General features: G+C 65.0%; 19 protein-coding genes and 1 tRNA gene. 7 read left to right on the plus strand and 13 right to left on the minus strand.

The window, feature by feature from the left end; genetic code table 11:
* Nucleotides 1-9 precede the first annotated feature (9 nt).
* Nucleotides 10-85, minus strand: a tRNA-Thr gene (locus tag F3J45_RS06720).
* A 69-nt stretch (nt 86-154) separates the two neighbouring features.
* The gene (locus tag F3J45_RS30010; RefSeq protein WP_167059222.1) at nt 155-565 is read right to left on the minus strand and encodes a pilin; all 411 of its coding nucleotides are present in this window, start codon (nt 563-565) and stop codon (nt 155-157) included.
* 215 nt (nt 566-780) lie between these two features.
* Between F3J45_RS30010 and F3J45_RS06730 the strand changes: the two genes are divergently transcribed.
* From F3J45_RS06730 to yacG, 4 genes are read left to right on the plus strand one after another with little or no spacing between them, the layout of a single operon-like run.
* Nucleotides 781-1,989, plus strand: a complete 1,209-nt coding sequence (locus F3J45_RS06730; protein ID WP_167059225.1) for a type II secretion system F family protein — start codon at nt 781-783, stop codon at nt 1,987-1,989.
* Between the two features lie 2 nt (nt 1,990-1,991).
* Nucleotides 1,992-2,858 carry an A24 family peptidase gene (locus F3J45_RS06735; RefSeq protein WP_167059228.1) on the plus strand — a complete coding sequence of 289 codons (867 nt, stop codon included), beginning with the start codon at nt 1,992-1,994 and terminating at the stop codon, nt 2,856-2,858.
* Nucleotides 2,858-3,481, plus strand: a complete 624-nt coding sequence (gene coaE / locus F3J45_RS06740) for a dephospho-CoA kinase (RefSeq protein ID WP_167059231.1) — start codon at nt 2,858-2,860, stop codon at nt 3,479-3,481. Before F3J45_RS06735 ends, coaE begins: the two co-directional genes overlap by 1 nt.
* Entirely contained in the window at nt 3,478-3,678 is a 201-nt protein-coding gene (gene yacG, locus F3J45_RS06745) for a DNA gyrase inhibitor YacG (RefSeq protein ID WP_167059234.1), read from the plus strand. Before coaE ends, yacG begins: the two co-directional genes overlap by 4 nt.
* Nucleotides 3,679-3,773: 95 nt before the next feature.
* On the opposite strand, the gene F3J45_RS06750 is transcribed toward yacG, so the two are convergent.
* On the minus strand, nt 3,774-4,457 hold the full coding sequence (locus F3J45_RS06750) for an energy-coupling factor ABC transporter permease (protein ID WP_167059236.1): 684 nt from the start codon (nt 4,455-4,457) through the stop codon (nt 3,774-3,776).
* A 110-nt stretch (nt 4,458-4,567) separates the two neighbouring features.
* On the opposite strand from F3J45_RS06750, the gene F3J45_RS06755 reads away from it, so the two are divergent.
* From F3J45_RS06755 to F3J45_RS06765, 3 genes are all read left to right on the plus strand, one after another.
* Nucleotides 4,568-5,197: a DUF1780 domain-containing protein gene (locus tag F3J45_RS06755; protein WP_167059239.1), complete on the plus strand. Its 630-nt coding sequence runs from the start codon at nt 4,568-4,570 to the stop codon at nt 5,195-5,197.
* A gap of 132 nt (nt 5,198-5,329) precedes the next feature.
* Nucleotides 5,330-5,503: a DUF3094 domain-containing protein gene (locus F3J45_RS06760; RefSeq protein WP_167059242.1), complete on the plus strand. Its 174-nt coding sequence runs from the start codon at nt 5,330-5,332 to the stop codon at nt 5,501-5,503.
* Nucleotides 5,504-5,587: 84 nt separating this feature from the next.
* Nucleotides 5,588-6,883, plus strand: a complete 1,296-nt coding sequence (locus F3J45_RS06765; protein ID WP_167059245.1) for an NAD(P)/FAD-dependent oxidoreductase — start codon at nt 5,588-5,590, stop codon at nt 6,881-6,883.
* Nucleotides 6,884-6,944: 61 nt separating this feature from the next.
* On the opposite strand, the gene F3J45_RS06770 is transcribed toward F3J45_RS06765, so the two are convergent.
* The 10 genes from F3J45_RS06770 to F3J45_RS06815 all read right to left on the minus strand — a co-directional run bounded on the left by F3J45_RS06770 (nt 6,945) and on the right by F3J45_RS06815 (nt 25,727).
* The gene (locus F3J45_RS06770; RefSeq protein ID WP_167059248.1) at nt 6,945-8,420 is read right to left on the minus strand and encodes a TolC family protein; all 1,476 of its coding nucleotides are present in this window, start codon (nt 8,418-8,420) and stop codon (nt 6,945-6,947) included.
* A 49-nt stretch (nt 8,421-8,469) separates the two neighbouring features.
* Nucleotides 8,470-18,648, minus strand: coding sequence for a DUF4347 domain-containing protein (locus F3J45_RS06775; RefSeq protein WP_167059251.1), 10,179 nt, complete (start codon nt 18,646-18,648; stop codon nt 8,470-8,472).
* A gap of 132 nt (nt 18,649-18,780) precedes the next feature.
* Nucleotides 18,781-19,323, minus strand: a complete 543-nt coding sequence (locus F3J45_RS06780; protein ID WP_167059254.1) for a phage tail protein — start codon at nt 19,321-19,323, stop codon at nt 18,781-18,783.
* A gap of 60 nt (nt 19,324-19,383) precedes the next feature.
* The gene (locus F3J45_RS06785) at nt 19,384-19,920 is read right to left on the minus strand and encodes a phage tail protein (protein ID WP_167059257.1); all 537 of its coding nucleotides are present in this window, start codon (nt 19,918-19,920) and stop codon (nt 19,384-19,386) included.
* Nucleotides 19,921-19,979: 59 nt separating this feature from the next.
* A complete protein-coding gene (locus F3J45_RS06790; RefSeq protein WP_167059261.1) occupies nt 19,980-20,534 on the minus strand; it encodes a phage tail protein in 555 nt (184 codons plus the stop codon).
* Nucleotides 20,535-20,612: 78 nt separating this feature from the next.
* A complete protein-coding gene (locus F3J45_RS06795; RefSeq protein WP_167059264.1) occupies nt 20,613-20,939 on the minus strand; it encodes a hypothetical protein in 327 nt (108 codons plus the stop codon).
* Complete coding sequence (locus tag F3J45_RS06800; protein WP_167059267.1) at nt 20,936-21,436, minus strand: GNAT family N-acetyltransferase; 501 nt, start codon at nt 21,434-21,436, stop codon at nt 20,936-20,938. Before F3J45_RS06800 ends, F3J45_RS06795 begins: the two co-directional genes overlap by 4 nt.
* Nucleotides 21,437-21,553: 117 nt before the next feature.
* Nucleotides 21,554-23,653 (minus strand): efflux RND transporter periplasmic adaptor subunit, encoded by a 2,100-nt coding sequence (locus F3J45_RS06805; RefSeq protein ID WP_167059271.1) that lies wholly within the window; start codon nt 23,651-23,653, stop codon nt 21,554-21,556.
* Nucleotides 23,650-24,969, minus strand: coding sequence for an efflux RND transporter periplasmic adaptor subunit (locus F3J45_RS06810; RefSeq protein ID WP_167059275.1), 1,320 nt, complete (start codon nt 24,967-24,969; stop codon nt 23,650-23,652). Before F3J45_RS06810 ends, F3J45_RS06805 begins: the two co-directional genes overlap by 4 nt.
* Complete coding sequence (locus F3J45_RS06815; RefSeq protein WP_167059278.1) at nt 24,966-25,727, minus strand: efflux RND transporter periplasmic adaptor subunit; 762 nt, start codon at nt 25,725-25,727, stop codon at nt 24,966-24,968. Before F3J45_RS06815 ends, F3J45_RS06810 begins: the two co-directional genes overlap by 4 nt.
* Nucleotides 25,728-25,872: the final 145 nt, after the last annotated feature.

Consider the following 25,872-nt stretch of genomic DNA (forward strand, 5'->3'; position numbering starts at 1 on the left):
CTAGAGTACTGGTGCCGGAGACAGGAATCGAACCTGCGACCTTCGCGTTACGAGTGCGCTGCTCTACCGACTGAGCTACACCGGCGTGTAGCGCAACGTACCACTGCCGCACCCGCTGCGTAAACCCCTGTTTCCCCGGCTTATTCCCCTTTCTTCACGACGCCGTGCACCCGCTTGGCGCCAGGTCTTCCTCGATATTGGTCGCACACTGCCAGCCGCTGGCCGTGCGCGACAGGGTCAGGGTCTTGCCCAGCACGTTGGCCGGGGCGTCGGCCAGGGTGCAGGTGATGGCGGCGGTGCCGTCGGCGGCCTTGCCGGTGGCGGTGATCGCGCAGTGCGCGGTGGCGGGCTGGCCGCCCAGGGCGGATACGTTGGCGACGTCCTTGCCTTCGTTCAGGCGCAGGTCCATGGCCGTTTTCAGCGCGCTGATTTCCAGCAAGCCAGCCGCTGCCTTGGCGCGGGACTGGTGGTTGGTGTACATCGGCAAGGCGATGGTCGTAAGAATGCCGATGATCGCAATGACGATCATCAATTCGATCAGGGTAATGCCGCGTTGCCCTTTCATGAACGGTTTCCTTTTTGATACGTGTAGCCGTGAGGGTCAGGCTCGCCCCAGCGGACAGCGGCGCAGTAGGCCTGAACAGACACCTTTTGTCACCCCTGCCCGCCAGGGCGTCATCTTCGCTGAACTACTCTAGTGAGCATCACGGACGCACGCCTGCCCAGGGAGGCGGCAAGCTGTTTCCAGGCTTGTCGCCGGGGTGGAAAAAGGACCTTGGCATGAACACTTCTACACAGCTCTACACCTGGCGCGGCACCAACGCCAGCGGTGCCGCGGTCAGCGGCCAAATCAGCGGGCGCAGCCCGGCGTATGCGCGGGCCGGGCTGCTGCGCCAGGGTATCCGGGTGGCCAGCCTGCGGCCTACAGGCAGCTTTGAATGGCGCTTGCCGAAGGCGCGGGTGAAGGCCGACCCAGCGGGGTTCAGCCGGCAGTTGGCGACCTTGCTCAAGGCCGGGGTGCCGCTGTTGCAGGCCTTCGAGGTGATGGGCCGCAGTGGCTGCAGCGCGGCGCAGGCGGCGTTGCTCGGCCAATTGAAACAGGATGTGGCCGCAGGGCTGGGGTTGGCGGATGCGCTGCAGCGCCACCCGGCGTGGTTCGATGGCGTGTACTGCAACCTGATTCGCGTGGGCGAGCAGTCTGGCACGCTGGACCGGCAGCTGGAGCAACTGGCGGGCATGCTGGAGCAGCGCCAGGTGTTGCACAAGCGGGTGCGCAAGGCGATGTTCTACCCGCTGCTGCTGTTGCTGACCGGGCTGGGTGTTGCGGCGATCTTGTTGCTGGAAGTGATTCCGCGCTTCGAAAGCCTGTTTGCCGGGTTCGAGGCGGGGCTGCCAGCGTTCACCCAATGGGTGATCGACTTATCCACAGGGCTGGGGCGGTATGCGCCGGTGCTGGCAATCACTGGGCTTGTCTTGGGGTTTGCAGTTAGCCAGCTTTACCGAAAGCATGCACCAGCGCGCCTGTGGATATCTCGCCAGGCCTTGCGCCTGCCGGTGTTCGGGCCGCTGCTGAACCAGGCCGCCCTGGCCCGTTTCGCCCGCACCCTGGCAACCTCCTATGCAGCGGGGGTGCCGCTGCTCGATGCACTGGGCACGGTGGCCAGGGCCTGTGGCAGCAGCCTGCACGAGCAGGCGGTGATGCAGGTGCGCCGGGCCATGGCCAACGGCCAGGCGCTGAACCAGGCGATGGCGCTGGAACCGTTGTTCCCACCACTGCTGGTGCAACTGACGGCCATTGGCGAATCCAGCGGCACGCTGGACCTGATGCTGGAAAAATCCGCCAGCCATTACGAGGAACAGGTCAGCCAGGCGCTGGACCAGTTGACCAGCCTGCTGGAGCCCGCCATCGTGCTGGTTCTGGGCCTGCTGGTCGGTGGGCTGGTGGTGGCGATGTACCTGCCGATCTTCCAGTTGGGTAGCTTGATCTGAACATGACTCTGTGGACTTTCCTGGCCGGGCATCCGGCCTACTTCATTACCCTGGCGACCGTGCTCGGCCTGCTGGTGGGCAGTTTTCTCAATGTGGTGGCGTACCGCCTGCCAATCATGCTCGACCGCCAGTGGCAGCGCGAAGCGCAAGAGGTGCTGGGCCTGCCGACCACCGAGCACACACGCTTCAACCTGTCGCTGCCCGCCTCCCACTGCCCGCATTGCGGCCATGGCATCCGTGCCTGGGAGAACATTCCGGTGCTCAGCTACCTGGCATTGCGCGGGCGTTGCTCGGCCTGCAAGCAGCCGATCAGTGCCCGTTATCCACTGGTGGAAGTGGCTTGCGCATTGCTGTCGATGACGGTGGCCTGGCACTCCGGCCCTGGCTTGGAGGCCCTGGCCCTGCTGTTGCTCACCTGGAGCCTGCTGGCGCTGAGCCTGATCGACCATGACCAGCAACTGTTGCCCGACGTGCTGGTGCTGCCAACGCTGTGGCTGGGGCTGATGGTCAATGCCCTGGGCACCCTGGTGCCGTTGCACGATGCGCTGTGGGGCGCGGTGGCCGGCTACCTCAGCCTGTGGACGGTGTATTGGGTGTTCAAGTTGGTTACCGGCAAGGAAGGCATGGGCCATGGCGACTTCAAGCTGCTGGCGCTGATCGGCGCCTGGGGCGGTTGGCAGGTGCTGCCGGTGACGTTGCTGCTGTCGTCATTGGTTGGGGTGGTGGCGGGCCTGTGCCTGTTGCGCCTGCGCGGGCAATCGGTGCGCACCGCGATTCCGTTCGGGCCCTATCTGGCAATTGCGGGGTGGATTGCCGTGCTCTGGGGTGATGAAATAGTCACCTTCTACCTGCAACAGTTTGGAATGTGATGACCACCAAGGCCTTCACCCCCTGGATTCTCGGGCTTACCGGCGGCATCGGCAGCGGCAAGAGCGCGGCCGCCGAGCGTTTCGTCGAACTTGGCGTGCACCTGGTCGATGCCGACCAGGCGGCGCGCTGGGTGGTCGAGCCCGGCCGCCCGGCACTGGCCAGCATCGTCGAGCGCTTCGGCCCTGGCGTGCTGCTGGAAGACGGCCAGCTCGACCGTGCGGCGCTGCGCCAGTTGATCTTCGCCGACCCGGCCCAGCGCAAGTGGCTGGAACAACTGCTGCACCCGCTGATCGGGCAGGAAATCTTCAGCTACCTGGCCAAGGCCGAGTCGCCCTATGCGGTGTATGTGTCGCCGCTGCTGGTCGAATCGGGCCAGTACCAGAAGGTGCAGCGCGTGCTGGTGATCGATGTGCCTGAGGCGCTGCAGGTAGAACGCACCCTGGCACGTGACAACACCAGTGCCGAGCAGGTGCAGGCAATTCTCAAGGCCCAGCTGGGGCGTGAGGAACGCCTGGGCCATGCCGACGATGTGGTGGTCAATGACGGCGACCTCGCCGCGCTGCACGAGCAGATTGACCGCCTGCACCACTTTTACCTGACTTTACGAGGAGGCCAGCCATGAGCCAGCCATTGACCGTCGATTGCCCGACCTGTGGCGCACCTGTGGAATGGAACGAGAAGAGCGCGTTCCGGCCGTTCTGTTCCGACCGTTGCAAATTGATCGACCTGGGGGCCTGGGCGGCCGAGGAGCACAAGATTCCGGTGGCGCCGGATTCGGAAGATGAATTGTTTTCGGGGGATCTGGAGCCGCGGCATTGAGGTGAATGGCCTGGGTGGGTGCAGTTGGCGCCGCTTGGCGGCGCTTCGCGAGCTTTGCTCGCTCCTACCAGGGGCCACCACAAACAGCACGACAATCAGCGCTCATCTTCCTTCCAGGGCGCCTGCAAGTAGCGCGTGCGGTTGAACGTTTCCAGCCACTCGGGGCAAAACACCACCAGCGCGCTGATCACCATGCCGTTGATGAACGCCTCCGGGAACATCATCAACCACAGGTAGCCAATGAAATCGCTGAGCCATTCCGGCATCGCGAACACCCCATCCAGCCACAACACCCCAAGCGCTACCGGCAGGCACACCAGCACCGTCAACGCGGCGGGAAAGAACCCCGAGCAGAAGATATACACGAACAGGTTACGCGGCTGCGCCCGCTCCACCAGCAGCGCGCACACCTCGGTAATCAGTACCGGCAAGCCCACCAGCAGCAGCCCATTGACCCCAAGCGCCGCCAGGTCCTGGCGCCCCAGCGCCAGCAGGCCCAGCTGGGCAAAGAAACCACCGAGCACCGCCAACGGCCAGTCCAGCAGCAAGGTCACCGCCGTCATGCCGATGAAGTGGTACGACACCCCCGTTTCGAAATCGCGCCGCACCAACCACAGGGCAAACAGGCAGAACACCGTGCCGAACAGCAAGTGCTGGCGGCGTCGGTCGGTGACCAGCTCCACCCAGCGCGTGCGGCTGGCCGCCCAGATCAGCACGGGCACATAACCGCACCAGCCCACGGCAAGGCTGGTTGTGGACAACACCTGTGCGCTGATCACCTGAAATACCCCTGACTGCCATGTGGTTAAAACCTGAGTCTATACCCTGCCCCGATTCCTACGCACAAACAGCATCTTACCGTCATCGATTAGCGACTAAGCTTGTTCCCATGGATGACTCAGACTACCTGCGCCTGCTTACCATCCAGGCCGAACAAGCCAATGCCTTCCTCTCCAACGCCCGCAAGTGGGAGCGGGAGCGGTGGGTGTGCCAGCGCCTGTTGCAGGGGCTGAACATCCCTTACCGCAGCGAAGACTTCACCCCGGCCGGCCAGGAGCCACCAGACGTGCTGTTTCGCGATGCGGCATTCGAGGTGTTTTTCGTGCTCGACGAGGGCCGCCGCCTGAACGACGAGTGGCGCGAAGAGCTGCAGCGCCGGCGCAGCGCCTTCTCCCTGGCGCAGCTGGTTCGCCGCGAAACCCGCCCACGGCGCATCGCCGCCACCGAACTGCTCGCGCGCCTGGCGCCGACCTTGCGCAAGAAGGCGCACAACTACCGCGAACGCGGGCTGGAGCTGGGCGAGCTGGACATCATCGCCTTCTCCAGCCTCAAGCGCGAAGTGCTCGACCTCAACACCCACTTCCCGCCGCCCACCGAGTACCTGCGCCAGGGCTGGCGGTCGCTGTCGCTGGTGGGGCCGACCTTTGCCCGGGTGCTGTTCGCCCACCCCGATGCGCCGGATTTCCTGCGTGGCAACCTGGGGCGCAGCATCGTGTTCGACGTGGGCATCAGTCTTTGATCCAGTGCCGAGCATCATTGCAATGGCGTACACTCGGCGCCAGGGATAGAAAGCATTATCATTTGTCTCAAGCGCCTGCATGAACGCTGTAGCGTGCATGCAGTCACAAACGTCTACCTGACGAGGCCCACCATGACCAGCCGTCTGAATCCTGAAGATCAGCGTCGTGTCGATGCGTACCTGCAAGCCCCTCAGCACCAAGTCGAGCGCCGGCCTTTCCGGCCCTGGCTGCTCCTGGTGCTGGTGCTGGCGGTGACCATCGGGTTGGGCCTCATCAGCCGCCTGCTGAGTGGACTGGTGCTATGAGCTGCTTCGCGCTCGCCCTCCCCTTGCGCAGTGTGCGGCCGGCCCCTGGGGCCACGCATTCCGTAAACCTTATGAGATATCCCCATGACTCATCGCATCGTGATTGTCGGCGGCGGCGCCGGCGGCCTGGAACTGGCGACCCGCCTGGGTAAAACCCTCGGCAAGCGCAAGCAGGCCGACATCACCTTGGTCGACGCCAACCTCACGCACATCTGGAAGCCGCTGTTGCACGAAGTGGCCGCCGGCTCGCTGAACTCCTCGGAAGACGAACTGAACTACGTGGCCCAGGCCAAGTGGAACCACTTCAACTTCCAGCTGGGGCGCATGAGCGGCCTGGACCGTGAAGGCAAGCAGATCCAGCTGGCCGCGACCCTCGATGAAGAGGGCCGCGAACTGCTGCCTGCGCGCACCCTGGGCTACGACTCGCTGGTGATCGCCGTAGGTTCCAACACCAACGACTTCGGCACCCTGGGCGCGGCGCAGCACTGCCTGTTCCTCGACACCCGCAAGCAGGCCGAGCGCTTCCACCAGCAGCTGCTCAACCACTACCTGCGCGCCCACGCCGGTGACGTGGCCAGCGAAAAAATCAGCGTGGCCATCGTTGGCGCTGGTGCCACCGGCGTGGAGCTGGCGGCCGAGCTGCACCATGCGGCCCACGAGCTGGCAGCCTATGGCCTGGACCGTATCCAGCCCAAGGACATGCACATCACCATCATCGAGGCTGGCCCGCGCGTGCTGCCGGCGCTGCCAGAGCGCATCAGCGTGCCGGTGCACAAGACCCTGGAAAAACTCGGCGTGAAGGTGATGACCAACGCCGCCGTCAGCGAAGTGACCGAGGACGGCCTGAAAACCAAGGACGGCGAAGTGATCCAGGCCAGCCTCAAGGTGTGGGCGGCGGGCATTCGTGCACCGGGCTTCCTCAAGGACATCGACGGCCTGGAAACCAACCGTATCAACCAGCTGGTGGTGCGCCCTACCCTGCAAACCACCCGCGACGACAACATCTTCGCCTTCGGCGACTGCGCCGCCTGCCCGCAACCGGGTAGCGACCGCAACGTGCCGCCACGGGCCCAGGCCGCGCACCAGCAGGCGTCGATGCTGGCGCAAAGCCTGAAGGCGCGGCTGGAGAACAAGCCGCTGCCCACCTACACCTACAAGGACTACGGCTCGCTGGTATCGCTGTCGCGCTTCTCGGCGGTGGGCAACCTGATGGGTAACCTGATGGGCAGCGTGAAGCTCGAAGGTTGGCTGGCGCGGATGTTCTACGTGTCGCTGTACCGCATGCACCAGATGGCGCTGTACGGGTTCTTCCGCACGGCCTTGATGATGCTGGGCAGCAAGATTGGCCGCGGCACCGAGCCGCGCCTGAAGCTGCACTGATACCCAGCCGGCTACAAGACAGGGGGCCCGCCGTCAGGCAGGCCCCCTTTTTTACAGCCGATCAGCGGTTCCAGTTCGCCTCGCCATTGCGCAACGCGCTGGCGATGGTCTGCAGGTTGCTGTCAGGCAAGGTATCGGGCAGCAGGTCGGCCCCGGAGCTGACATAAAGCTGCGCGTACGCATTGCGCAGCTCGGCGTAGGCCAGGTCGCGCTTGAGCTGGGTCTGCAAGTTGTTCAACTCGCCCTGGATCAGCTCCAGCTCACCGATGTTCTGGGTTTGGTAGCGGTTGCGCAGTTGCCCGGCGATTTCCCCATCCAGCGTGGCCAGCTCTTCGCTGGTACGGAACTGGCGAACCGACTCGTTGAAGTTGGCGTTGGCCACGTACAACTGCGCCAGCACCGCCATCGACATGGCCTGGCGCCGTGCTGCGGCGACGTTTTCACCCGCCTCGGCCACCTTGATCGCCGCCGGTGCCGAGAGCACGTTGAACAGGTTCCAGGTCACCTTCACGCCATAGTCGGCCCAGCTCTGGTTGGTCAGGAACGAGTTGCTATCGTAGTGGCCACCGGCCGAGAACTCCAGGCCCGGCAGCATGCGCAGCATGGCCTTGCGGGTTTCTGCCGCGCTGATGCGCGCCTGGTAGTCCTGCTCGCGCAACTCAGGGCGGCTGGCCAGGGCCTGCTGCTCAAGCTTGGCGAAGTCGCCCTTGAAGGTCGGCACCACGTAGCCTTCTTCCGGCGCCAGGGTGAATTCGGTATTGAGCGGCAGGTTGATCAGCGCCGCCAGCTCGGTCTTGGCCAGCGACAACGCGCGGCGCTGCTCTTCCAGCTGGCGGGTGGCCTCGATCAGGGCGCGCTGGTAGCTCAGGGTTTGCACCGGGTCGCCGATGCGTTGGGCGCTCATGCTCTGGCTGTTGTCACGGGCCTGGTGAATGCGCCGCATCAGCGCGTCGATCTGGCTCAGCAGGCGCTGCGCCGCCACTGCGCGCCAGTAGGCCGAGCGCACATCCTGGGTGATGGTGTGGACCACCTTGCGCTTGCGCTCTTGCAGAATCAGGCGCTGGTCGGCCTGCTGCTTGGCGCTGACGTAGCTCACACCGAAGTCCAGCACGTTCCACACCATGGTCAGGTCGGCCACATCGCGGTCGCGGTCCTGGGAGGTGGACGGCTCCAGCGACTGGGTGCCGGTGCGGATGCTCTGGCTGCTGGAGGCGCTGACGTTGTTGCGCCCGACATAGCCTGCATCCAGCGCCATGCGCGGCAGCATGTCGAACTGAGCCAGGTCGACCTGGCGTTTGGCCAGGGCTTCTTCCATCACCTTAAGCCGTGCCTCAAGGTTGTACTTCACCGCACGGGCCATGGCCTGGTGCAAGGTGAGCGGGCCATTGAGCGGCTCCTGCCCCTTGAACATGCTGGCAAGATCCGCCCGTGCGCGTTCCTCGCTGACACTGCGGTCGATTGGCTGGCTGGTGACCGCGCAGCCGCTGACGGCCAACGCCAACAGGCTGGCGGCGAACAGTTTGTGACTCTTCTTCATCCTTGAGCCGCCCCCTGGTACGGCTTGTTCATCAAGTGTTGTGTGTATTTCATGCCTGCCGCCCGATCTGGGCCGGTTGGGCCAAGGCGTGAGCCAAGTCGCGCACCTGGCGCTGCTCGGCATCGTTGAGTTGTTGCAGTTGCTGGCCGAAGGTCGGCACGCCGAACACCCCGCGCAGCCCCTGGCTGAGGTCGGCTGGCCGCCACTGGCTGCCGTTGAACACGTTCATGTCGCTGACACCCGGCACCTCATGGCTGAAAATCGCCGCCAAGGTGCTGCTGCCGAACACGCCGTTACCGCCGCTGGCAAAGCCGCCGAAGCCCGCCTGCACGGCGGCGCTGTCGCTGCTGCCAAATACCTGGGCGATGAAGCTTGGCGCACTGCTGGCGTTGCCGAGGAAGATCGTGCCCAGGGGCTGGATATCCCCCCCCACGCTGCGCACCTCGAACAGCGCCCCCGGCAGCAGCGGTGACACGCTTTCGTTAAGCTGCGGCCCAGGCACCTGGGGCTGCAGCACGGTGGAGCGCGGGTCACCCAGCGCCTGCGGTGGGTTGAGCCGGTACTGCAGGTCGCCCACGTCCTGGGTCTGGATGCCCTGGGCCTGGCCCACCAAGCTCAGCGCCATGGCATTGCCAGCCGCGTCCTGGATGCCGCTGCCCAGCGCATTCAGGCTCAAGGCCAGCGTGCCCTGGCCGCGCAGGCTACCGACCACGATGCGGTAGGTACTGGCATCGATGCGCTGCACCTGCTGCACCACCCCGCTCGCGGTGTTGGTGCCCAGCACGCTGAAATCGCTGGCGTCCACACCGCTTACCGGTTCATCGAAGGTCAGGGTGAAGCTCAGGCTACGGTCGGTCGGCAGTACCGGACCATCGACCACGATGCTGGTGGCGCGCGGGGCGCGGGCATCGACCAGAATGCCTGAGGTGTCACCCACGTTGTTCAGCGCGGTCACTGCATCGTTGCCGCGGGCATCGCGGATGCTGCCGCCGTTGAGGTCGATGACGGGTGCCACGCTGAAGTTGCCGTTACCGGCCATGCCGCTGGTGACGTTGAGGCGGAACACCAAGGCGCTGCCGCCGGAGCCTGCCAGGTAATCGGCATACACCACCCGCCCGTTGTCCAGGGTGATGGCCAGGCGCGGTGCGCCGTCCCCGGTGTCCACCAGCACGGCCTCGTCGGTGTTGACGGTGAAGTCCAGCTGCTGGCCAGCCACATAGGTACCGCTGGCCGGCACCGTCACACCGGTTACCGAAGGGGCGACGCGGTCGATGCTGTACACGCTGCCCGCCAGCCCGCCACTGATCGGGTTGCCGGCCACGTCGGTGATGCCGGTGCCGCTGGCGTTCAGGTCCAGGCGCACGTTGCCGGCGCCGCTGAGGTTGTCGACGACGATGGTATAGGTGCGGCCATTGACCTGCTCCACCGAGGCAATACGGCCGCTGGCGCTGCCGGTGAAGGCCAGCGAGAAGTCCGCGCTGTCTACCCCGGAAACGCTTTCATCGAAGGTAACGGTGTAGCGCACGGTGCTGGCGTTGCTCGGTGTGGTGTCGACCCGCACGATGTCGCTGACCTGTGGCGCGACCGTGTCGACGATGATGCCTGCGCCGGAGCCTGCTCCGTTCAACGCAAGGTTCATTGCATTGCCAGCGGCATCGGTGAGGGACCCACCATCGAGATCGATGCTGGCGCCCAGGCTGATGCCGCTGGTGCTGTTGTTGCCTGGCTGGATGCTGTACTCGAACACCAGCGCCGAGGTGCCGGAGCCGGAAACGTAGGTTGCATAGCGGGTCACCCCGCCGATGTTCACGGCCAGCCGTGGCGTGCCGGTGCTGGTGTCGACGACCACCGGCTCACTGGCGTTGACGGTGAAGCGCAAAACGTCACCGGCGTTGTAGGCACCCGGCGATGGCAGCGTCACCGTGGCCACGGTCGGCACCACGGCATCCACCAGGATGCCATCGGTGGCCGGCAGGCCATTGAGCGTGGTTTGCGCAGCGTTGCCCACGGCATCGCGCAGGGTCGCGCCGTTGAGCTGCAGGCCGCTGCCCACACTGATGCCGGTGGTGTCCAGCTGGCCGCTGGTGATGGTCAGGCGGAACACCAGCACGCTGCTGCCGGCCCCGGACAGGTACTCGGCGTACACCGTGCCACCGTTGTCCAAGGTGACGGCCAGGCGCGGGCTACCGTTGCTGGTGTCCAGTTGCACCACTTCACTCATGTGCACGGTGAAGTCGAGGTTCTGGCCGGCGACGTAGGTGCCGTTGGCCGGCACATCCACGGCGGTCACGCTCGGCGCGACGCGGTCGATGGCGTAGCTCACGCCAACGCGCCCGCCTGGTACCAGGTTGCCGGCGGCATCGGCAATATCGGTGCCGGGCTTGAGGTCCAGGCGTACGGTGCCGGTGCCGCTCAAGTTGGCCAGGGTCACGGTGTAGGTCATGCCGTCGAGGCTGCTGACGCTCTGAATGTTGCCCGTGACATCACCGCCGAAGATCAGGTTGAAGTCGCTGGCGTCCACGTTCGCCACCGTTTCACTGAACGTCACGCGGTAGCTGACCGTAGCGCTGTTGGTCGGGGTCGTGTCTACCCGGGTGATGCCGGTGGCATACGGCGTCGTGGTGTCGATCAGCACGTTGGCGGTGCTGCCCAGGCCGTTCAGGCTGAGCGCCAGCGCATTGCCGGCCGGGTCGTTGAAGTGCCCGCCGTTGAGGTCCAGCGTGTTATTGACGCCAATGCCGCCAGAGGCCGTGTCACCGGCCTGCACGGTGTACTGGAACAGTAGCGCACCGTCGGCGCCACCGGACACATAGCTGGCATAACGGGTCACCCCTCCCACGGTCAGCACCAGGCGTGGCGTGCCACCGAGGGTGTCGGCCACTACGCCTTCGCTGGTGTTGACGGTGAAGCTGAGCACATCGCCCGCTTTGTAGCTGCCGCTCGCCGGCACGTCGACGCTGGCGATCACCGGCACCACGGCATCCACCAGTACACCACGGGTGTCGGCGACGTTGTTCAGTTGCAGGTTGGCATCGTTGCCCACGTTATCGCGCAGGGTGCCGCCGTTGAGCTCGATGACGTTGCCCAAGCTGATGCCGTCGCTATCCAACTGGCCATTTACGACGGTCAGGCGGAACACCAGCGACTGCAAGCCGGAGCCGGACAGGTACTGGGCATAGGCGACTTCGCCGTTGCCCAGCGTCACCGCGATGCGTGGGGTGCCGCCGCTGGTGTCGACCCGGGTGTTTTCGTCCAGGTTGACGATGAAGTCGAGGTTCTGGCCGGCGACGTAGGTGCCGTTGGCCGGCACAGCCACGGTAGACACGCTCGGCGCCACACGGTCGATGGCGTAGTTCACCCCGACCCGTCCGCCCGGTATCAGGTTGCCTGCGGCATCGGTGATGTCGGTGCCAGGCTTGAGGTCCAGGCGCACGGTGCCGGTGCCGGTCAGGCCGCCCAGGGTGACGGTATAGGTAATGCCGTCGGTACTGCTGACGCTCTGAATGCTGCCAGCGACATCGCCACCGAAAACCAGGTTGAAATCGCTGGCATCCACGTGCAGCACTTGCTCACTGAAGGTCACGCTGTAGCTGACCGAGGCGCTGGTGCTCGGCGTCGTATCCAGCCGGGTGATGCTGGTGGCATACGGCGTGGTGGTGTCTACGATCACGCCGGCCGTGCTGCCAACACCATTGAGGCTCAGCGCCAGTGCATTGCCGGCCGGGTCGTTGACATGCCCGCCATTGAGGTCCAGGGTGCCGCTGACGCCAATGCCGCCGCTGGCAGTGTCGCCCGCCTGCACGGTGTACTGGAACAACAAGGCGCCCTCGGCTGTGCCGGACACATAGCTGGCGTACCGGGTCACGCCGCCCACGTTCAACACCAGGCGCGGCGTACCGCCAAGGGTGTCGACCAGCACCGCTTCGCTGGTGTTGACGGTGAAGCTCAGCACTTCGCCGGCCTTGTAGCTGCCATTGGCCGGCACGGCCACACTGGCCACGCTTGGCACCACGCCATCGACCAGGATGCCGCTGCTGTTGCCCGGCGTGAACGCGGTCGTGCTGGCGTTGCCGGCCTGGTCGTACACGCTGCCGCCATTGAGCTGCAAGGTATTGCCGACGCTGATGCCGTTAGTATCCAACTGGCCACTGGCAACGGTCAGGCGGAACACCAGCGCACTGCCGCCGGAGCCGTACAGATAGTCGGCATACACGATGCCGCCGTTATCCAGGGTGACCGCCAGACGCGGCGTACCGCCGGTGCTGTCGACCGTCACCGCCTCGCTGAAGTTGACCACGAAATCGAGGTTCTGGCCCAGCCGGTAGTTGCCATCGGCCGGCAGCGTCACCGAGCTGATGGTCGGCACGATACCGTCGACCACGATGTTCTGCTGGCCACCCAGGGAATTGGCGCCGCCCACGGTCGGCAGGGTGAGAACCGCCGAATAGCCCGCGCCGCTTTGCAGCACCGCGCCATTGGCGCGCAGCGATGCGGTGCTGGCGTAGTCCAGGTCGGCGGAGGTGTCACCGGCCTGCACGGTGTAGCGGAACACCAGCTGGTTCGTTCCCGAGCCGCTTATATACACCGCTTCACGGTCAATGGCGCCGGTTTCCAGCAGCAGGCTTGGCTGGCCACCGGTGAGGTCGACCACCACGGCGTTGTCGAAATTGACCACGATGTAGACAGTATCGCCCACCTTGTGCTGGCCATCACTGCCGGGCAGCGCGGTCACACTGACGACCTTCGGGTTGGCCGGCGATACGGTGATCAGCAGGGTGTCGATGTCACTTTTCGCGCCGCCGCTGCCGGAATTGCCCTGGTCGTTGCTCTCGATGGTCAGTGAGCCGGTGCCGAAGTAACCGGCGGTTGGGGCGAACGTCAGGCCGTTGAGCGCCGCGTTGATGTCACTGAGGCTGCCGCTGAAGGTCATGGTCGCATTGCTTGAGCCATTACCGACAATGAAGCTCAGGCCGGTGGTCTGGCTCAGGGTCAGCAGGCCGTGGTTGGCGGTGAGGGTGACCACCATCGGGTTAGCGCCGATGTCCACGTCCGAGACGCTGATCAGGTTGCCATTGCCGGTACTGAAGGTCAGCACGTTGTCCTGCAGCACCGTCTGGGAGGGTGGAAGGCTGTTGACCGGGGCATCGTTGACGGCGGCGATCACCAGCGAGAGGTCCGCCGACACCGTCAGCGGGCCACCACTGCCGGTGTTGCCGTTGTCGTTGATGGAGATCGACAGGGTTTTCACCCCCGTTGCGTTCGCCGCGCCCAGGTAGCTCAGGTGGCCATTGCTGATCATGCTGTTGATGTCGCCGACGGTGCCTTCGAGCACGATGCTGTTGCTGCCGGAACCGGTAATGGCCACACCGCTGCTGGGGCTACCGGTCAGCGTGCCGTTGCCGTTGGCCACGCTGAACGTCACCGTGACACTGCCGCTGCCGGCATCGACATCGGCGAAGCTGATGCCAGACAAGGGCATGGCAACATCTTCGGTGACATTGATGAAAACCGGCGTGGTGATGGTCGGCGCGTCGTTCACCGGGGTGATGTCGAGGGTCAGGCTGCGGGTGACGGTGGCGACGCTGGCCGTGTCCACGCTGATGCCAAGGGTCACGCTGCCGTTGGCGTTGAGCGCCGTGGTGTACTTCAGGTTGCCTGCGGCGATGTAGGCGTTGATCGAGCTCAAGGTGCCGGTCAGAACGAGTGCCGAGCCACTGCCAGCCACGCTGACACCACCGGTGCTGACGCCGCTGAGGTTGCCGGCGGCGACGGTCAGGGTGAGGGTGCCGCTGCTGGAGTCGACATCGCTGATGACGATGCCGGTGACCGGCGACAGTGTGTCCTCGGTAACGCTGACGTTGGTTGGTGCGCTGATCTGCGGCGCATCGTTGACCGCCGTGAGGGTCACGTTGCGGGTGACCACGTTGGAATCGAGGCTGCCATCGTTGACCTTGATCGACACCGTGCGGGTGGTGGTGGTCGGGGTGTCCGAGTTGTTGGTGTAGGTCACCGAGCGCAGCGCTTCCTGGAACTGCGCCTGGGTGGCACCGCCGGCGGCGCTGAGGGTCAGAGTGCCGGTGATGGCGTTCCACGTGGCAGTGATGTTGCCCGTGGTCGCGGCGTCAAGGGTTATGCCCAGGGTATCTTCACCCAGCACATAACTGCCGCCCAGGCTGACGGTGGCCGAGGCGATGCTTGGGCCATCCGGGTCGCTGACGATCAGGCCGCTGTCGATGATCACCGGGGTGGACGTGACGTTGTTGCCCTCGGTCCAGGCCACGCTGCCGCCGCTGCCGGTCACCACCGGTGCATCGTTGACAGCAGTCACCACCACGCTGGCGGTATCGGTGGCGCTGGAGTAGGCATTGCTGCCGCCGGTAAGCCCGGCGACGTTGGTGCGCAGGCCTTGCAGGCCTTGGGTTCCGCCGGTCTGGTCCCAGGCGCGGTAAGTGACGGTGGCGGTTTCCCCGTGCACGCCATCGGGTACGAAACGCAGGCGGTCGGCGGGGCTCAGCAATAGCCCGTAGGTATCCGAGGCGCTGCCGATGTTGATCCAGGTGGCGCCATTGTCGGTGCTGAACTGCCAGGTGCCGTAGGTGCCCGTGATGCCGGTCACGACGATACCTTTGAGGGCGCCGCTGTCGACATCGGTAACGCCGCCAAGCAACGTACTGACGCCGCTGCCAATATTGTTGGTGGCCGTATCAGTCAGGCCGGGCAGGGTTGGGTTCACCGGGGTTATCACCGGCGCATCGTTGACCGAGGTGACGATAAGCGTGACCTGGGCGGTGCCAGTGGAGTACGCGGTGGTGCCACCGTTGGCGGTAGTGTCGCCGGTGTTGGGCGAGCCGTTGGTGGCCGCCGTGCCCGTGGTATGGTCCCAGGCACGGTAGGTGAAGGAGACGTTCTCGCCATTGGCACCATCCGGGATGTAGCGCACCTGGCTGGTCGAGGCCAGCAGCAGGGCACTGCTGGTCGATACGCTGCCGAAGCTGGTCCAGGTGGTGCCGTCGGTGGAGTACTGCCAGGTGCCACGGCCAGCGGTGGCGATAATGGCGATGCCGGAGGCGGCGTCCGCATCGGCGTCGGAATAGCTGGCGCCAGCCAGAATCGTGGAAACCGCCACCGCGTTGCTGGTGGTGTCTTCGTTGGTGGCGGCGATCACAGACGGCCCCCCGCTGAGCACCGGGGCATCGTTGACCGCCACCAGGGTGACGACACTGGTGATGCTGAGGGCCGAGGTGTCGATGCCACCGTTGCTGGTTCCACCGCTGTCGCGCACGCTGGTCAGGGTGACGGTGCGCAAAGTGCCGGTCGGGGCGTTGCTGTCGTTACGGTAGGCGATGGTGTTGAGAATGCTCTGGGCCGTCGCAGTGGACAGCCCACCGTGGGTGATGGTGAGCGTGGCGGTGCCGGATGCCACCGAAACCGAGACGGTCAGGCCATTGCCGCTGGTGAACACGCTGGTGCCGTTGGTCAAGGTGACATCGGAGCCATCGATCACCAGTTTTTCCGCGGTGCCATTGGCCAGGTTGCTGACGGTCAGGGTCAACTGGTTGATGGTCTGCCCGCTTTCGACGGTGCTGATCGCGGCGCCGCTGAACACGGCGACCGCGGCGCCGTCCTCGGTGAAGGTCGGGTTGGTGCCATTGGCGGTGACCTGCGGCGGGTCGTTCACCGCCAGTACGTTGACCGTAACCGCCGCCGCCGTGCTGCTGGTGCCGGTGTCGTCGGTGACGCTGACGCTGATGATGCGCGTGCCGGTATTGGGCGCGGTGGTGTTGCTGTTGCTGTACACCAGGTTCTGCAACAAGGCGCTGACGGCAATCGGCGTGGCATTGGCGTTGAGCGTCACCACCAGGGCATTGCCGCCGGTGCCGCCGGTGAAGCTACCGATGGTCACGCCACCGTACAGCACACTGAATCCGGAAACGGCTATCTGCCCGGCCGCCGTTCCGGCATTTCGGATCGACAGCACATCCTCGCCGCTGACCGCACCGCCGGTCACCGAAACCCGCACGTTGCCGCCGCCGAAGTTGCTTGAATCGGCGTCGGTGACTAAGGCATTGCTACCCGCATCGATCAGTACGCCACTGCCCTTCTCGCTGTAGCTGACCGCGTCGCCATTGAGGTTGCTGACCACTGGCGCGGCGTTGGTGGCGGTGGTGAAGTTCAGCCGGGTGTTGTTGAGGATGCCGAGGAACACCTTGCCGTCGGCGTTGACGAAGGTCTTCGCATCGATGCGCACGGCATAAGCCACACCTTGGGCCAGGTCCGATGGGTCGATGGTCCAGGTGGTGCCGAAGCCGGTGACCTGCCCACTGCTCACCGAAATGGTCTGCACCACGACGTTGTCGGAGGTGCGCACGATATAGATGTTGCCAGTGCCCTTGGTCACGCTCTGGCTGAACGTCAGGGTGATGTTGGCGGTGGGCGAAACGTTGAGGGTGTCGTCGGCCGGGGTCGAGCTCACCAGTTTCGGTGTGCTGCCGCTCTGGTAGTAAACGCTGAAATTCTGCCCGGCCGCGGTGCCCACCACGTCCAGGTCGCCGTCGCCATCCATGTCGGCCACGCGCACGTTCTGGTTGGCGAAGTCGGTCATGATGACGCCGGCGAAGGGTGACAAGTTTTGTGTCACCGCCGGCGCAAAGGTGCCGTTGCCGAGGTTTTCGGCATACAGCCATGCCGACCCGACGGCAGCGGCACTTTGGTAGAAGATATCGGCATCGCCGTCACCGTCGAAATCGCCAATCAGTGCACGCGCAGCGAATGCCGGCATCGGGGCGCTGGCGATGGTCACCGAAGTAAAGGCCGTACCGTCATTGCGGTACAAGGTACCCGTGGTGTTGTTGGTGAAGACGAAGATATCCAGGTCGCCATCGCCGTCGAAGTCCACCACCCGGTAGTTGTAGGTGAGGTAGCCCGGCAGGGTCAAACCGCTGAACACCGTACTGGCCAGCGCAGTATCGGTGAAGGTGCCATCGCCGTTGTTCAGCGCATAACGCCATGAATTGCTGGCATCGACGGACCCGGGTTGGTAGAGGATGTCGGCGGCACCATCGCCGTTGAAATCACCCACCACCAGGCGCACGCCATACTGGGTGCCGTTGAAGCCACTGGCGATTTCACGGGTAAAAGTCCCGTTGACGTTGCGGTACAGATAGGCAGGGCCCGAGGTTGTGGTGACGCCAAGCAGGTCGGTGTCGCCATCGCCGTCGAAGTCGGCGGCGTAGTAGTTGTAGCCCGCCCCCGCCGCGTCGATCAGCGTCACGTTGGCGAATGGCGAGGAACCCTGGGCCACCGCCGTCTCGAAAGTGCCGTCAGCCCGGCCCGCGGAAAACAGCCAGGCGCTGCCAGCCGCGGTGCCGGTTTGGTAAAGGATGTCGCTGATGCCATCGTTGTTGAAATCGCCAAGCACGTAGCGCATCTGCGTGCCAGTGGTCACGGTTGGCGTGGTGCCGTTCACGCCACCGCTGAACGACACTGCCAGCAGGCTCTGGTAGCCGTCCATCTGCGCGCCCAGGGCGGTGGTTTCGATCAGCCCGCTGCTGCGCTCCAGGGTCCAGTTGCCGCCCAGGCTTGCAGCACCGGTGTCGTCGGCAGAGGCTGCGACATCGGCGCCGGTGAGCGACGCCAGGTCATCGAGGAAAGCCTGGCCGTTGGCACTTTCGCCCACGCGGCAGCCGTACAGCAGCAGGTCGCCATCGGCCTTGAGCGCGGCACCAATGCTCTGCAGGGCTTCGCTGTGCTGGGCGAGGTTGTTGCTGGCCAGCCACACATTGCCCAGCTGCACCGTGCCGTCGGCACCGTGGGACAGCAGGTGGATGGCGTCCAGGTTCTCGCGGCCCTTGAGGTAGTCGGCCATCTGCTGCAGGCCGTCCTTGTTGGGGTCCAGCACCACCACTTCGGCATTGTTGCCAAGGCCCGCCACCAGTTGCTCGACATTGGCCACCTGGCCGTCGATGAACACCACCTCATGGCGTTCGCTCTGGGTGCTGCGGGTGTCGGCGGTGGCCACCGGCGCTTGGCTTGCGGCATCGGCGGAGCTGGCGGTGCTGTCCTTGGCCGCGTCGGCGGTGGCCTGCGCGGTGGCATCCTGGGCGACGACGGCTACCGAAGCATCGAACATGATGCGCGGTTCCAGCGCCATCAACAGCGGCGTGCCGACAGCTTCGGCAGCAGGCTGAGGGGCGGCTTGCCTACGCGTAAAACGTTCGATGAACTTCATGAAGCACCTCCTGGAATGGCCTCACGCCGCGAACCTCATGCACCGCGGCCGAAAAAAGTGGCGGTGCCCTGGCGGGCACCACCGGTCGTTACCCTGCGCTGCCAGGCCAGCAACGGCCAGGCAGCAGGCCGTTCAATCTCGCGTGGGGTAGATCCCCGTCAGCGCGATGATGAACGAGACGCTCAGGTATGGATTGCGCACGGAGAGTGGCAGCGACTGGCCACTATTGCCAATAGCCTGCAAAGCCATTTGGGTGTCCACCGGAACGCCTTCTGCATACATGTTCAACGGCGAACCCGCCGCGTCCGTGGGCGAGGCCAGCACCGACGTTTCCGTCGGGGTGTTGTGGTCGCCTGGGGCGGTGTTGGCGTTCAGGATGTGGTTGTGAAATGGCAAGTTGCCGTTGGTCAGGGTCACCGCTTCCACCCCGCCGGTCTGCCCCACCGTGAACCCCGAGCTGCTACCCGTCAGCGTGCCTTGGCCAACCGGTGTGCAGCCGCCGAAGTTCGGCAGCGCAATGGTGGTGGGCAGGGTGCCGCCATACAGGTTGCCGATCAGGGCGGTCAGCGCCTGATTCTGCTGAACCGCAAGCAACTGGCCGTTGCACAGGGCATAGCCCCGCGGGGCAAAGTTGCCTGCGAACATTTTTATTTCCGCAATGAATGGCTCACTCATCGAACACTTCCTTTGTTGCGTAATAGGGTGGATACCGCTAAGTCGCGACGTGACGAAGCTTTACGGGCGCGAAGGCCATTCACCGCTGAGCGCGATGATGAACGAGATGGCTACGTAGGGATTGCGCACCGAGAACGGCTGCGAGCCACCGGTGGTGGCCAACAACGACGGCAACAGGGTGGTGTTCGGTGCAGCACTGCCGTAGATGTTCAACGGTGTACCGGCCGCATCCTCGGCGCTGGCAAGGAAGGTGGTCGGCGATGGCACGTTGGTGACACCGCTGGCCGTGGTGCCGGTGAGCTTGTGCGTGTGCGCCGGCATGTTGGATTGCAGCAGGCTGACGCTCTCCTGCCCCGCTGCCTGGCCCACAACGTAACTTGCCCCGCTGGTTGATTGCCCCTGGCCCAAGGGCGCCCGGCCCGCGAGGTTGGGCAGGGCGAAGTTGCTGGTGCCGTTGCCACCGTAGTAGGTTCCCAGGATCGCGAACAGGGCACTGTTCTGCGAAACCGGGATGATCTGGCCTTGGCACAGGGCGTAACCGTAGGGGGCAAAGTTGCCCGCGAACATTTTCACTTCACCGATGTAGGGTTCACTCATTTGAACACTTCCTGGATATGCGCGTTATTGACGGTTTTCAGGCATTGGCGTGAAGGCAGTTACGACTGCGTCGGGTAGAAACCCTCGGTACAGATGATCAAACTCAGTGTCAGGTAGGGGTTCTGCACATCGACCGGCAGGCTGGCACCGGCCACCGTGGTGCTTTGCGGCGACAGGGTGATGTTCAGCGGCGTGCTGCTGTTGTTGGTTTCACCGTAGATGTTGACGGGCGAGCCGGCAGCATCCTCGACGGCCGCGAGCAGCGTGGTTGGCCCGGGTATATGGGTGGTCGCCTTCTGGGTGGTGGCGCCCATCGAGTGGGTGTGGGCTGGCATGTTGGCGCTCAGTACGGTCGCCACCGCCACGCCGGCTTGCTGCCCCGCCACGAACGCTGCACTGACGATCGGCGCCTTGCCCGTGCCTACCGGCGCGCGCCCGCTGAAATTCGGCAAGCCGAATGTGGTACGCCCGTCACCGCCATAGGTGGTGCCGACGATGGAAAACAGTGCCTGGTACTGGGCGATCTGCAACAACTGCCCCTGGCACAGCAACCAGCCAACGGGGGCGTAGGTGCCCGCGAAGACCCTGATTTCACCCAAATATGCATCACTCATTCGAACACTTCCTTTGTTGTTTCGGTTGGAGTTACTGCTTTTGGTTGCGCACTGACAGCGGCGACATGCGCCCAGGCGTCAAGCCGCGACGCGCTTGCGGTGGATAACGGCCTCCAGGGCGTATCGCCCATCTTCTTCGGGTTTTACCGGCGTCATCATCAAGGTCCACTGCTGGCCTTCGGGGGCGCCGATGCGGAAAACCGCCTGGGGCAGTTGCACGCCTTCGGGCAAGGCGAAGACGATGGCATAGCATTCGTAATCCGGGCTCATGGCCACGCCCGCACGCAGCGCCACACGGGTAATGGGCAGGTGCTGCTGTGGCCCGACCTGGACAGTGAAGGCGTCGGCAGGCACGCGCTCCAGCTCGGCATAGGTGGGCATGGTGTAGTCGATGGTTTCGCTCATGACGGCATCCTGCTGGGGTGGTCGGGGGCCTCGCGGCGCATGCGCAGGTACACGCCCTTCTGGTCGATAACCTGAAAGCCGAAGCGCTGGTATAGCTGCAAGGCCGGGTTGTAGGGCTCTACCGAGAGCTCGACCGGCAACTGATGCTGGTCGCTTCGGCGCAGCAGGGCTTCGAGCAAGCCGCTGCCGATACCGTGCTTCTGGTAATGGGGAAGCAAGGCGATATCGATCAGCACCGCGCAGGTGCTGCCGAAATAGGTGTAGAGGCGCCCGGCCCGCTCGCCATCGGCTTCGACGATGCAGAATTCAGCGCCAGCAAAGTGCTGCTGATAGAACTGGTGCTGGGCGTTGAACTGCATCTTCAGGAAGCTGGCGATCTGCTCGGCCGGCCAGCCACTGTGGGTCATTTCAAGGGCGCGACTGGTGGCATACAGGTGCTCGATAAAGCCCATGTCGCCTGTTTCCAGGGCACGCAGCGTCACAGCGTACTTCGTCATCAAAGCAAACTTCCCTGTCATCGATCCGTGGTGCGCGAACCATTCGTGTGGTGGACACCACACGCCAAGACGTGGCCAATTGATAGCACCTTAGCTCAATTGTTTTGCTCGCACTGCTCAGAAACCACTTTCTCGCACGCCAAGCGCGGCCATTCGTCGCCATGCCGCAGACAGCAACGATTCACCCTGCCCTTGCAGTACCACCACCCCTCGCAGCGGGTGGGCCAGCTGTTCGGCTTCAGCGTGCTCCAGCATGAACTGCGCCCCGTATTGCGCCTGCAACGGCTGCGCACGCTTCTGGTCGTCACGCCGTACCGCAATCGGGCCCTTGTGCTCGGAAACCAACGCCTCCTGATCAATGTAGGCCACACCGTTGGCATCCACCTGGGCAAGGTTTACGGCAAGCGAGCCACGCAGCACATCGTCGGCAACAAAGTGCCCCTGGCTGCCCGGCGCGACCCGCCAGAGGTCAGCTTCGGCCAGGTAGCCGCGCAGCCGCAGGCCATCCTCGATGATGCGCGCCAAGGGCAACTCGGCCGTGATCCAGCGGCCCGGGCTGAGGCTGTCGGCAAGGTCGCGTACCGTGCCAGCATGGGCCGCGCGCAAGGTCAGGCGCTCGCGCTGGGCGGCCAGGCCGCGGTACTCGGCCACCGCCTCGGCCAGGCGCTGCTCAACAATGCCGCTGTCCACCGCCGTGCTACTGCGGCTGGACTGGCGCCGCAACTGCAATTGCAGAATTTCAATTTCACGCCGGGTAATCGCCATGCGCGATGCCAGGTCGGGGGATTCGAGCACCGCCAGTACCTGGTTTTCGGCAACCCGCTGGCCATCCACCACCCGCACTTCAGCCACCCTTGCCGCCGTGGGCGCATGCACGGCGGTGACCCTGGCCGCTTCGAGCATCGCCGGCACTTCCACCCCGCTGCGCCAGGGCACCAGCAACAGGGCCAGCAGCACCAGCGCGGCGCTACCTAGCGCCAGCACCTTGCGCGGATGCGCCTTGGCCCGATGCTGCCACCAATGGCGCATTTCCTTGTAGATGGGCAACCCAATGAACCACACCAGTTCGACCATCATCAGGAAGATGCCGAGCACCTTGAAGAACAGGTGATAAACCGCCAGGGCAATGCCGAAGAACAGCACGGCGCGCCACAGCCAAGAGGCGTAGCCCCAGCACAGCAGGCGCTTGCGCAAGGCCGGCGACCAGCGCTCCGGCGGCGCTTCGCCATAGCCGAACAGGCATTCGCGCAGGTGCCAGCGGCACAGGGCATAGCCCCGGCCTTGCAAGTTATCCACACCCCACAGGTCGCTGAGCAGGAAGTAGCCGTCAAAACGCATCAACGGGTTGACGTTGATTGCCACGGTGGTCACCCAGGTGGCGCTGGCCAGCATGAATGCAGCCGTGCGCCCCGCCCCGTCCGGCAGCAGCGACCAGGCCAGCAAGGCGATGCAGGCCAGCAGCAACTCCGCCAGCACGCCACCGGCACCGATCAGCAGGCGCGTGCGCCGGTCTTGCACGCGCCAGGCATCGCTGACATCGGTGTACAGCATTGGCAACAGCACCATGAACGCCACGCCCATGCTCGGCACCCGGCAACCGGCGCGCTTGGCCATGTAGGCATGGCCGAACTCATGGCAGAGCTTGGCGAAGCCCAGGGCGATGGCGAAGGCCAGCATGCCGCCGAGGCTGAGCAATTGCGGGAAGGTGGCCAGAAAGCGTTCCCAGTCGCGCATTACCAAGAATGCGCCAAGCAAGGCCACCAGCGGCAGGCCACCACGCAGCAAGGCTGGCCCGTAGCGCTCCAGCCACGGCCAGGTGCGGTTGAGAAAGGCATCCGGGCGCCACAGTGGGATGCGGAAGAACAAGTATTTGTGCAGCACCTGGGTCCACAGGCCCTGGCGCTGGCTGGCAGCCTTCAGGGCATAGCTGGCGTTCTGCTCTGGGTCGGCGCCGCTGATCAGGTCGTGCCCACGCAGGAATTTCAGCAACTCATCCAGCGCCTGCGGGGTCAGTGGCGCGCCGGGTTCGGCATTGGCGGCGCGCAGCACCTGCAGGGCATCGCCCAACGCCCAGTGGCGCAACAGGCGCATGGCCGGTGCGCCGAGCTTGAAATACTTGCCGCGCAATGGGTCGGCCAAGGTCCACTGCGGCGAGCCGTCCAGCCCTGGGGTCGCCACCGAGAGCTGCAGGTCCGGGCGCAGCGCCGGCAGGTTCATATCCCCACCGCCTGGCGCAGGGCCGCCAGTGGGCGGCGCAGCAGGTACAGGGCCAGCGGTGCGCGGGCACCGAACACCTTGGCCGTGCCACGCAGGCCGATACGCGGCGGCGCGTCGGCGAAGCGGGCGTCCAGGCGGTAAGCCAGCTGCCCGGCAGCGGTGGCCTGGGCCTCATAGGCTGCACGCTCAAGCGTGGCGGCGTGGCGGTTCAAGGGGTCGCTGTCGAGGAACAGGGCAACCTCGGCGCCCTTGTCCAGGCCGATGGCATCGGCCACCGGCAGCTCGATGCGCAGTTCGGCCTGGGCCGGGTCGGCAATTTCCATCAGCCGCTCACCGGTACGCATCGGCTTGCCGACAAAGCGCTGGGCGTCGGCGAACACGGCAATACCGCCGCGCTCGGCGCGCACCTCGCTGCGCGCCAGCAGGTTACGGGCATAGTCGCGCTCGGCACGCTTCTGTTCCACCCGGGCGGCCAGCAAGTCCAGGCGGGCACTGGAATCGGCATCGGAAAAGGCGCGCTGGGTGTTGGCCTTGAGTTCTGCTTCGGCCACGCCCAGGGTGCGTTCGGCCACGTCGGCCTGCGCCTTGAGGGCGGTGGCGTCGAAACGCACCAGCAACTCGCCGGCCTGTACCGGCTGGTTGGGCTTGACCAACACCTCGGCAACCACGCCATCGAGCGGCGCGGCAACCACCTGGCCATTGAGCGGCACCACCTCTGCAGGCGCCAGCACCGACTGGCGCACCGGAATCAGGAACAGCAGCAACACGCCGGCAGCCACGGCCAGGCGGGTGCGAGCCGGCCAGCGCAGGCGCCAGGGTTTACGCGGCTGCAAGGCGCCCCAGGCGTGGGCATAGCAATCGCCCAATTGCGCCAGCAGCACTTGCTCGGCATCGCTCCAGGCGTGGTCACGTGCCAGCCATAGCCCGCCGAACACCTCGCCGCGGCGGTCCTTGAGCGGCAACCAGAAGGCATGCGGAGCCGACAACGCCTGCCAGTCGTCACGGCTGGCCTGGTCGACGGTTTCCGGTGGCACCGCGCCCGGCAGGGCAAAACGGTCACTCGCCCCCAGGCGGGCAACCATGCGTTCGATGAACACCACGAAGGGGGCGTTGGGTTCGACCACGCTGATGCCGGTGAGCGCACGCACCTTGCCGGCAATCAGCAAGGCGCCGTGGCGGTAGCCAAACAGCGGCTGGCTGTCGTTGACCATGCTGAACGACAGCACTTCAAGCGATGCGGCAGCACGTGCCTGGCGCTCCAGCTTCAGGTAATGCGCCAGCAGCTGTTCGAGGGCGCCGGGAACGGGGGCGTTCATTGCGGCTGCACGAAGTGGGCGGTGCCGCTCATGCCGGCCAGCAGGCCCGGCGTGTTGGCCGGCACGCTGCCGATCAGCAGCAGGGTCTGGCTGCCTTCGTCGATGCGTGCGCCCAGGCGCTTGACCACCGCGTCGATCGGCTTGCCGGTTTCATCGGGCACGAAGCTGAAGGCCTGCTCGGGCTTGAGCTTGCCGAGCCAGCGCGAGGGCACCAGCAGGTGAATTTCCAGCGAGCGGTTATCGACGATTTCCAGCAGCGGAGCACCACTGGCCACGCTCTCGTGGGCCTGTACACGGCGGGCGACGACTTGGCCATCGAACGGCGCCTTGACCTGGCAGCGCTGGACTTGCACCTGGTAAACCTGGGCTTCGGCCTGTGCTTGGGCCTGGCGGGCCTCGGCCAGCGACACCTCGAAACGGCCCACGGAATTGAGCGCGGCCAGTTGCTGCTTGTTGCGCAGCTCCTCTTTGGCCGCACGTACGGCGGCGCCTGAGGCGTTGGCCTGGGCCTGGTAGGCACTGCAGTCGAAGCGCACCAGCACATCCCCCTTGCTGAATGCCTGGCCCTCGGCAAACGGCATGTCCACCACCCGGCCGGGCAGCTCACTGGCCAGCACAGCCTGCGAGCGCGCGCGAAGTACACCACGGATTTCACTACCGGCAGCACTGGCGCCGTCGAGCAAAGGGTCGTTCTCGGCGGCAGCATGGGCCACCGCACTGCTCAAGGCCAACACCGACCAGCACAGCCACTGCTTCATATCACCACGTCCCTGTAAATATCTGCACGCTTCAAAGGGGTATCCGCTGTTTTTCTCCGATCTTGACCCACCGCCGGTCAGCCCATGCTGGCTACACAAGCGCTGCATGGGGGTTGTCGGGGCGTTGAAACGGGATACGGAAAAA

The organism is Pantoea sp. Ap-967, from assembly GCF_011752565.1.
Lineage (GTDB): Bacteria > Pseudomonadota > Gammaproteobacteria > Pseudomonadales > Pseudomonadaceae > Aquipseudomonas.

What these genes read in the sequence shown, in the direction of transcription:
- F3J45_RS30010 (WP_167059222.1), bottom strand. Translation starts at nt 565, where the DNA reads ATGAAAGGGCAACGCGGCATTACCCTGATCGAATTGATGATCGTCATT.
- F3J45_RS06765 (WP_167059245.1), top strand. Translation starts at nt 5,588, where the DNA reads ATGACTCATCGCATCGTGATTGTCGGCGGCGGCGCCGGCGGCCTGGAA.
- F3J45_RS06795 (WP_167059264.1), bottom strand. Translation starts at nt 20,939, where the DNA reads ATGAGCGAAACCATCGACTACACCATGCCCACCTATGCCGAGCTGGAG.
- coaE (WP_167059231.1), top strand. Translation starts at nt 2,858, where the DNA reads ATGACCACCAAGGCCTTCACCCCCTGGATTCTCGGGCTTACCGGCGGC.
- F3J45_RS06730 (WP_167059225.1), top strand. Translation starts at nt 781, where the DNA reads ATGAACACTTCTACACAGCTCTACACCTGGCGCGGCACCAACGCCAGC.
- F3J45_RS06760 (WP_167059242.1), top strand. Translation starts at nt 5,330, where the DNA reads ATGACCAGCCGTCTGAATCCTGAAGATCAGCGTCGTGTCGATGCGTAC.
- F3J45_RS06805 (WP_167059271.1), bottom strand. Translation starts at nt 23,653, where the DNA reads ATGAACCTGCCGGCGCTGCGCCCGGACCTGCAGCTCTCGGTGGCGACC.
- F3J45_RS06770 (WP_167059248.1), bottom strand. Translation starts at nt 8,420, where the DNA reads ATGAAGAAGAGTCACAAACTGTTCGCCGCCAGCCTGTTGGCGTTGGCC.
- F3J45_RS06800 (WP_167059267.1), bottom strand. Translation starts at nt 21,436, where the DNA reads ATGACGAAGTACGCTGTGACGCTGCGTGCCCTGGAAACAGGCGACATG.
- F3J45_RS06780 (WP_167059254.1), bottom strand. Translation starts at nt 19,323, where the DNA reads ATGAGTGAGCCATTCATTGCGGAAATAAAAATGTTCGCAGGCAACTTT.
- F3J45_RS06785 (WP_167059257.1), bottom strand. Translation starts at nt 19,920, where the DNA reads ATGAGTGAACCCTACATCGGTGAAGTGAAAATGTTCGCGGGCAACTTT.
- F3J45_RS06755 (WP_167059239.1), top strand. Translation starts at nt 4,568, where the DNA reads ATGGATGACTCAGACTACCTGCGCCTGCTTACCATCCAGGCCGAACAA.
- F3J45_RS06790 (WP_167059261.1), bottom strand. Translation starts at nt 20,534, where the DNA reads ATGAGTGATGCATATTTGGGTGAAATCAGGGTCTTCGCGGGCACCTAC.
- F3J45_RS06735 (WP_167059228.1), top strand. Translation starts at nt 1,992, where the DNA reads ATGACTCTGTGGACTTTCCTGGCCGGGCATCCGGCCTACTTCATTACC.
- yacG (WP_167059234.1), top strand. Translation starts at nt 3,478, where the DNA reads ATGAGCCAGCCATTGACCGTCGATTGCCCGACCTGTGGCGCACCTGTG.
- F3J45_RS06775 (WP_167059251.1), bottom strand. Translation starts at nt 18,648, where the DNA reads ATGAAGTTCATCGAACGTTTTACGCGTAGGCAAGCCGCCCCTCAGCCT.
- F3J45_RS06815 (WP_167059278.1), bottom strand. Translation starts at nt 25,727, where the DNA reads ATGAAGCAGTGGCTGTGCTGGTCGGTGTTGGCCTTGAGCAGTGCGGTG.
- F3J45_RS06810 (WP_167059275.1), bottom strand. Translation starts at nt 24,969, where the DNA reads ATGAACGCCCCCGTTCCCGGCGCCCTCGAACAGCTGCTGGCGCATTAC.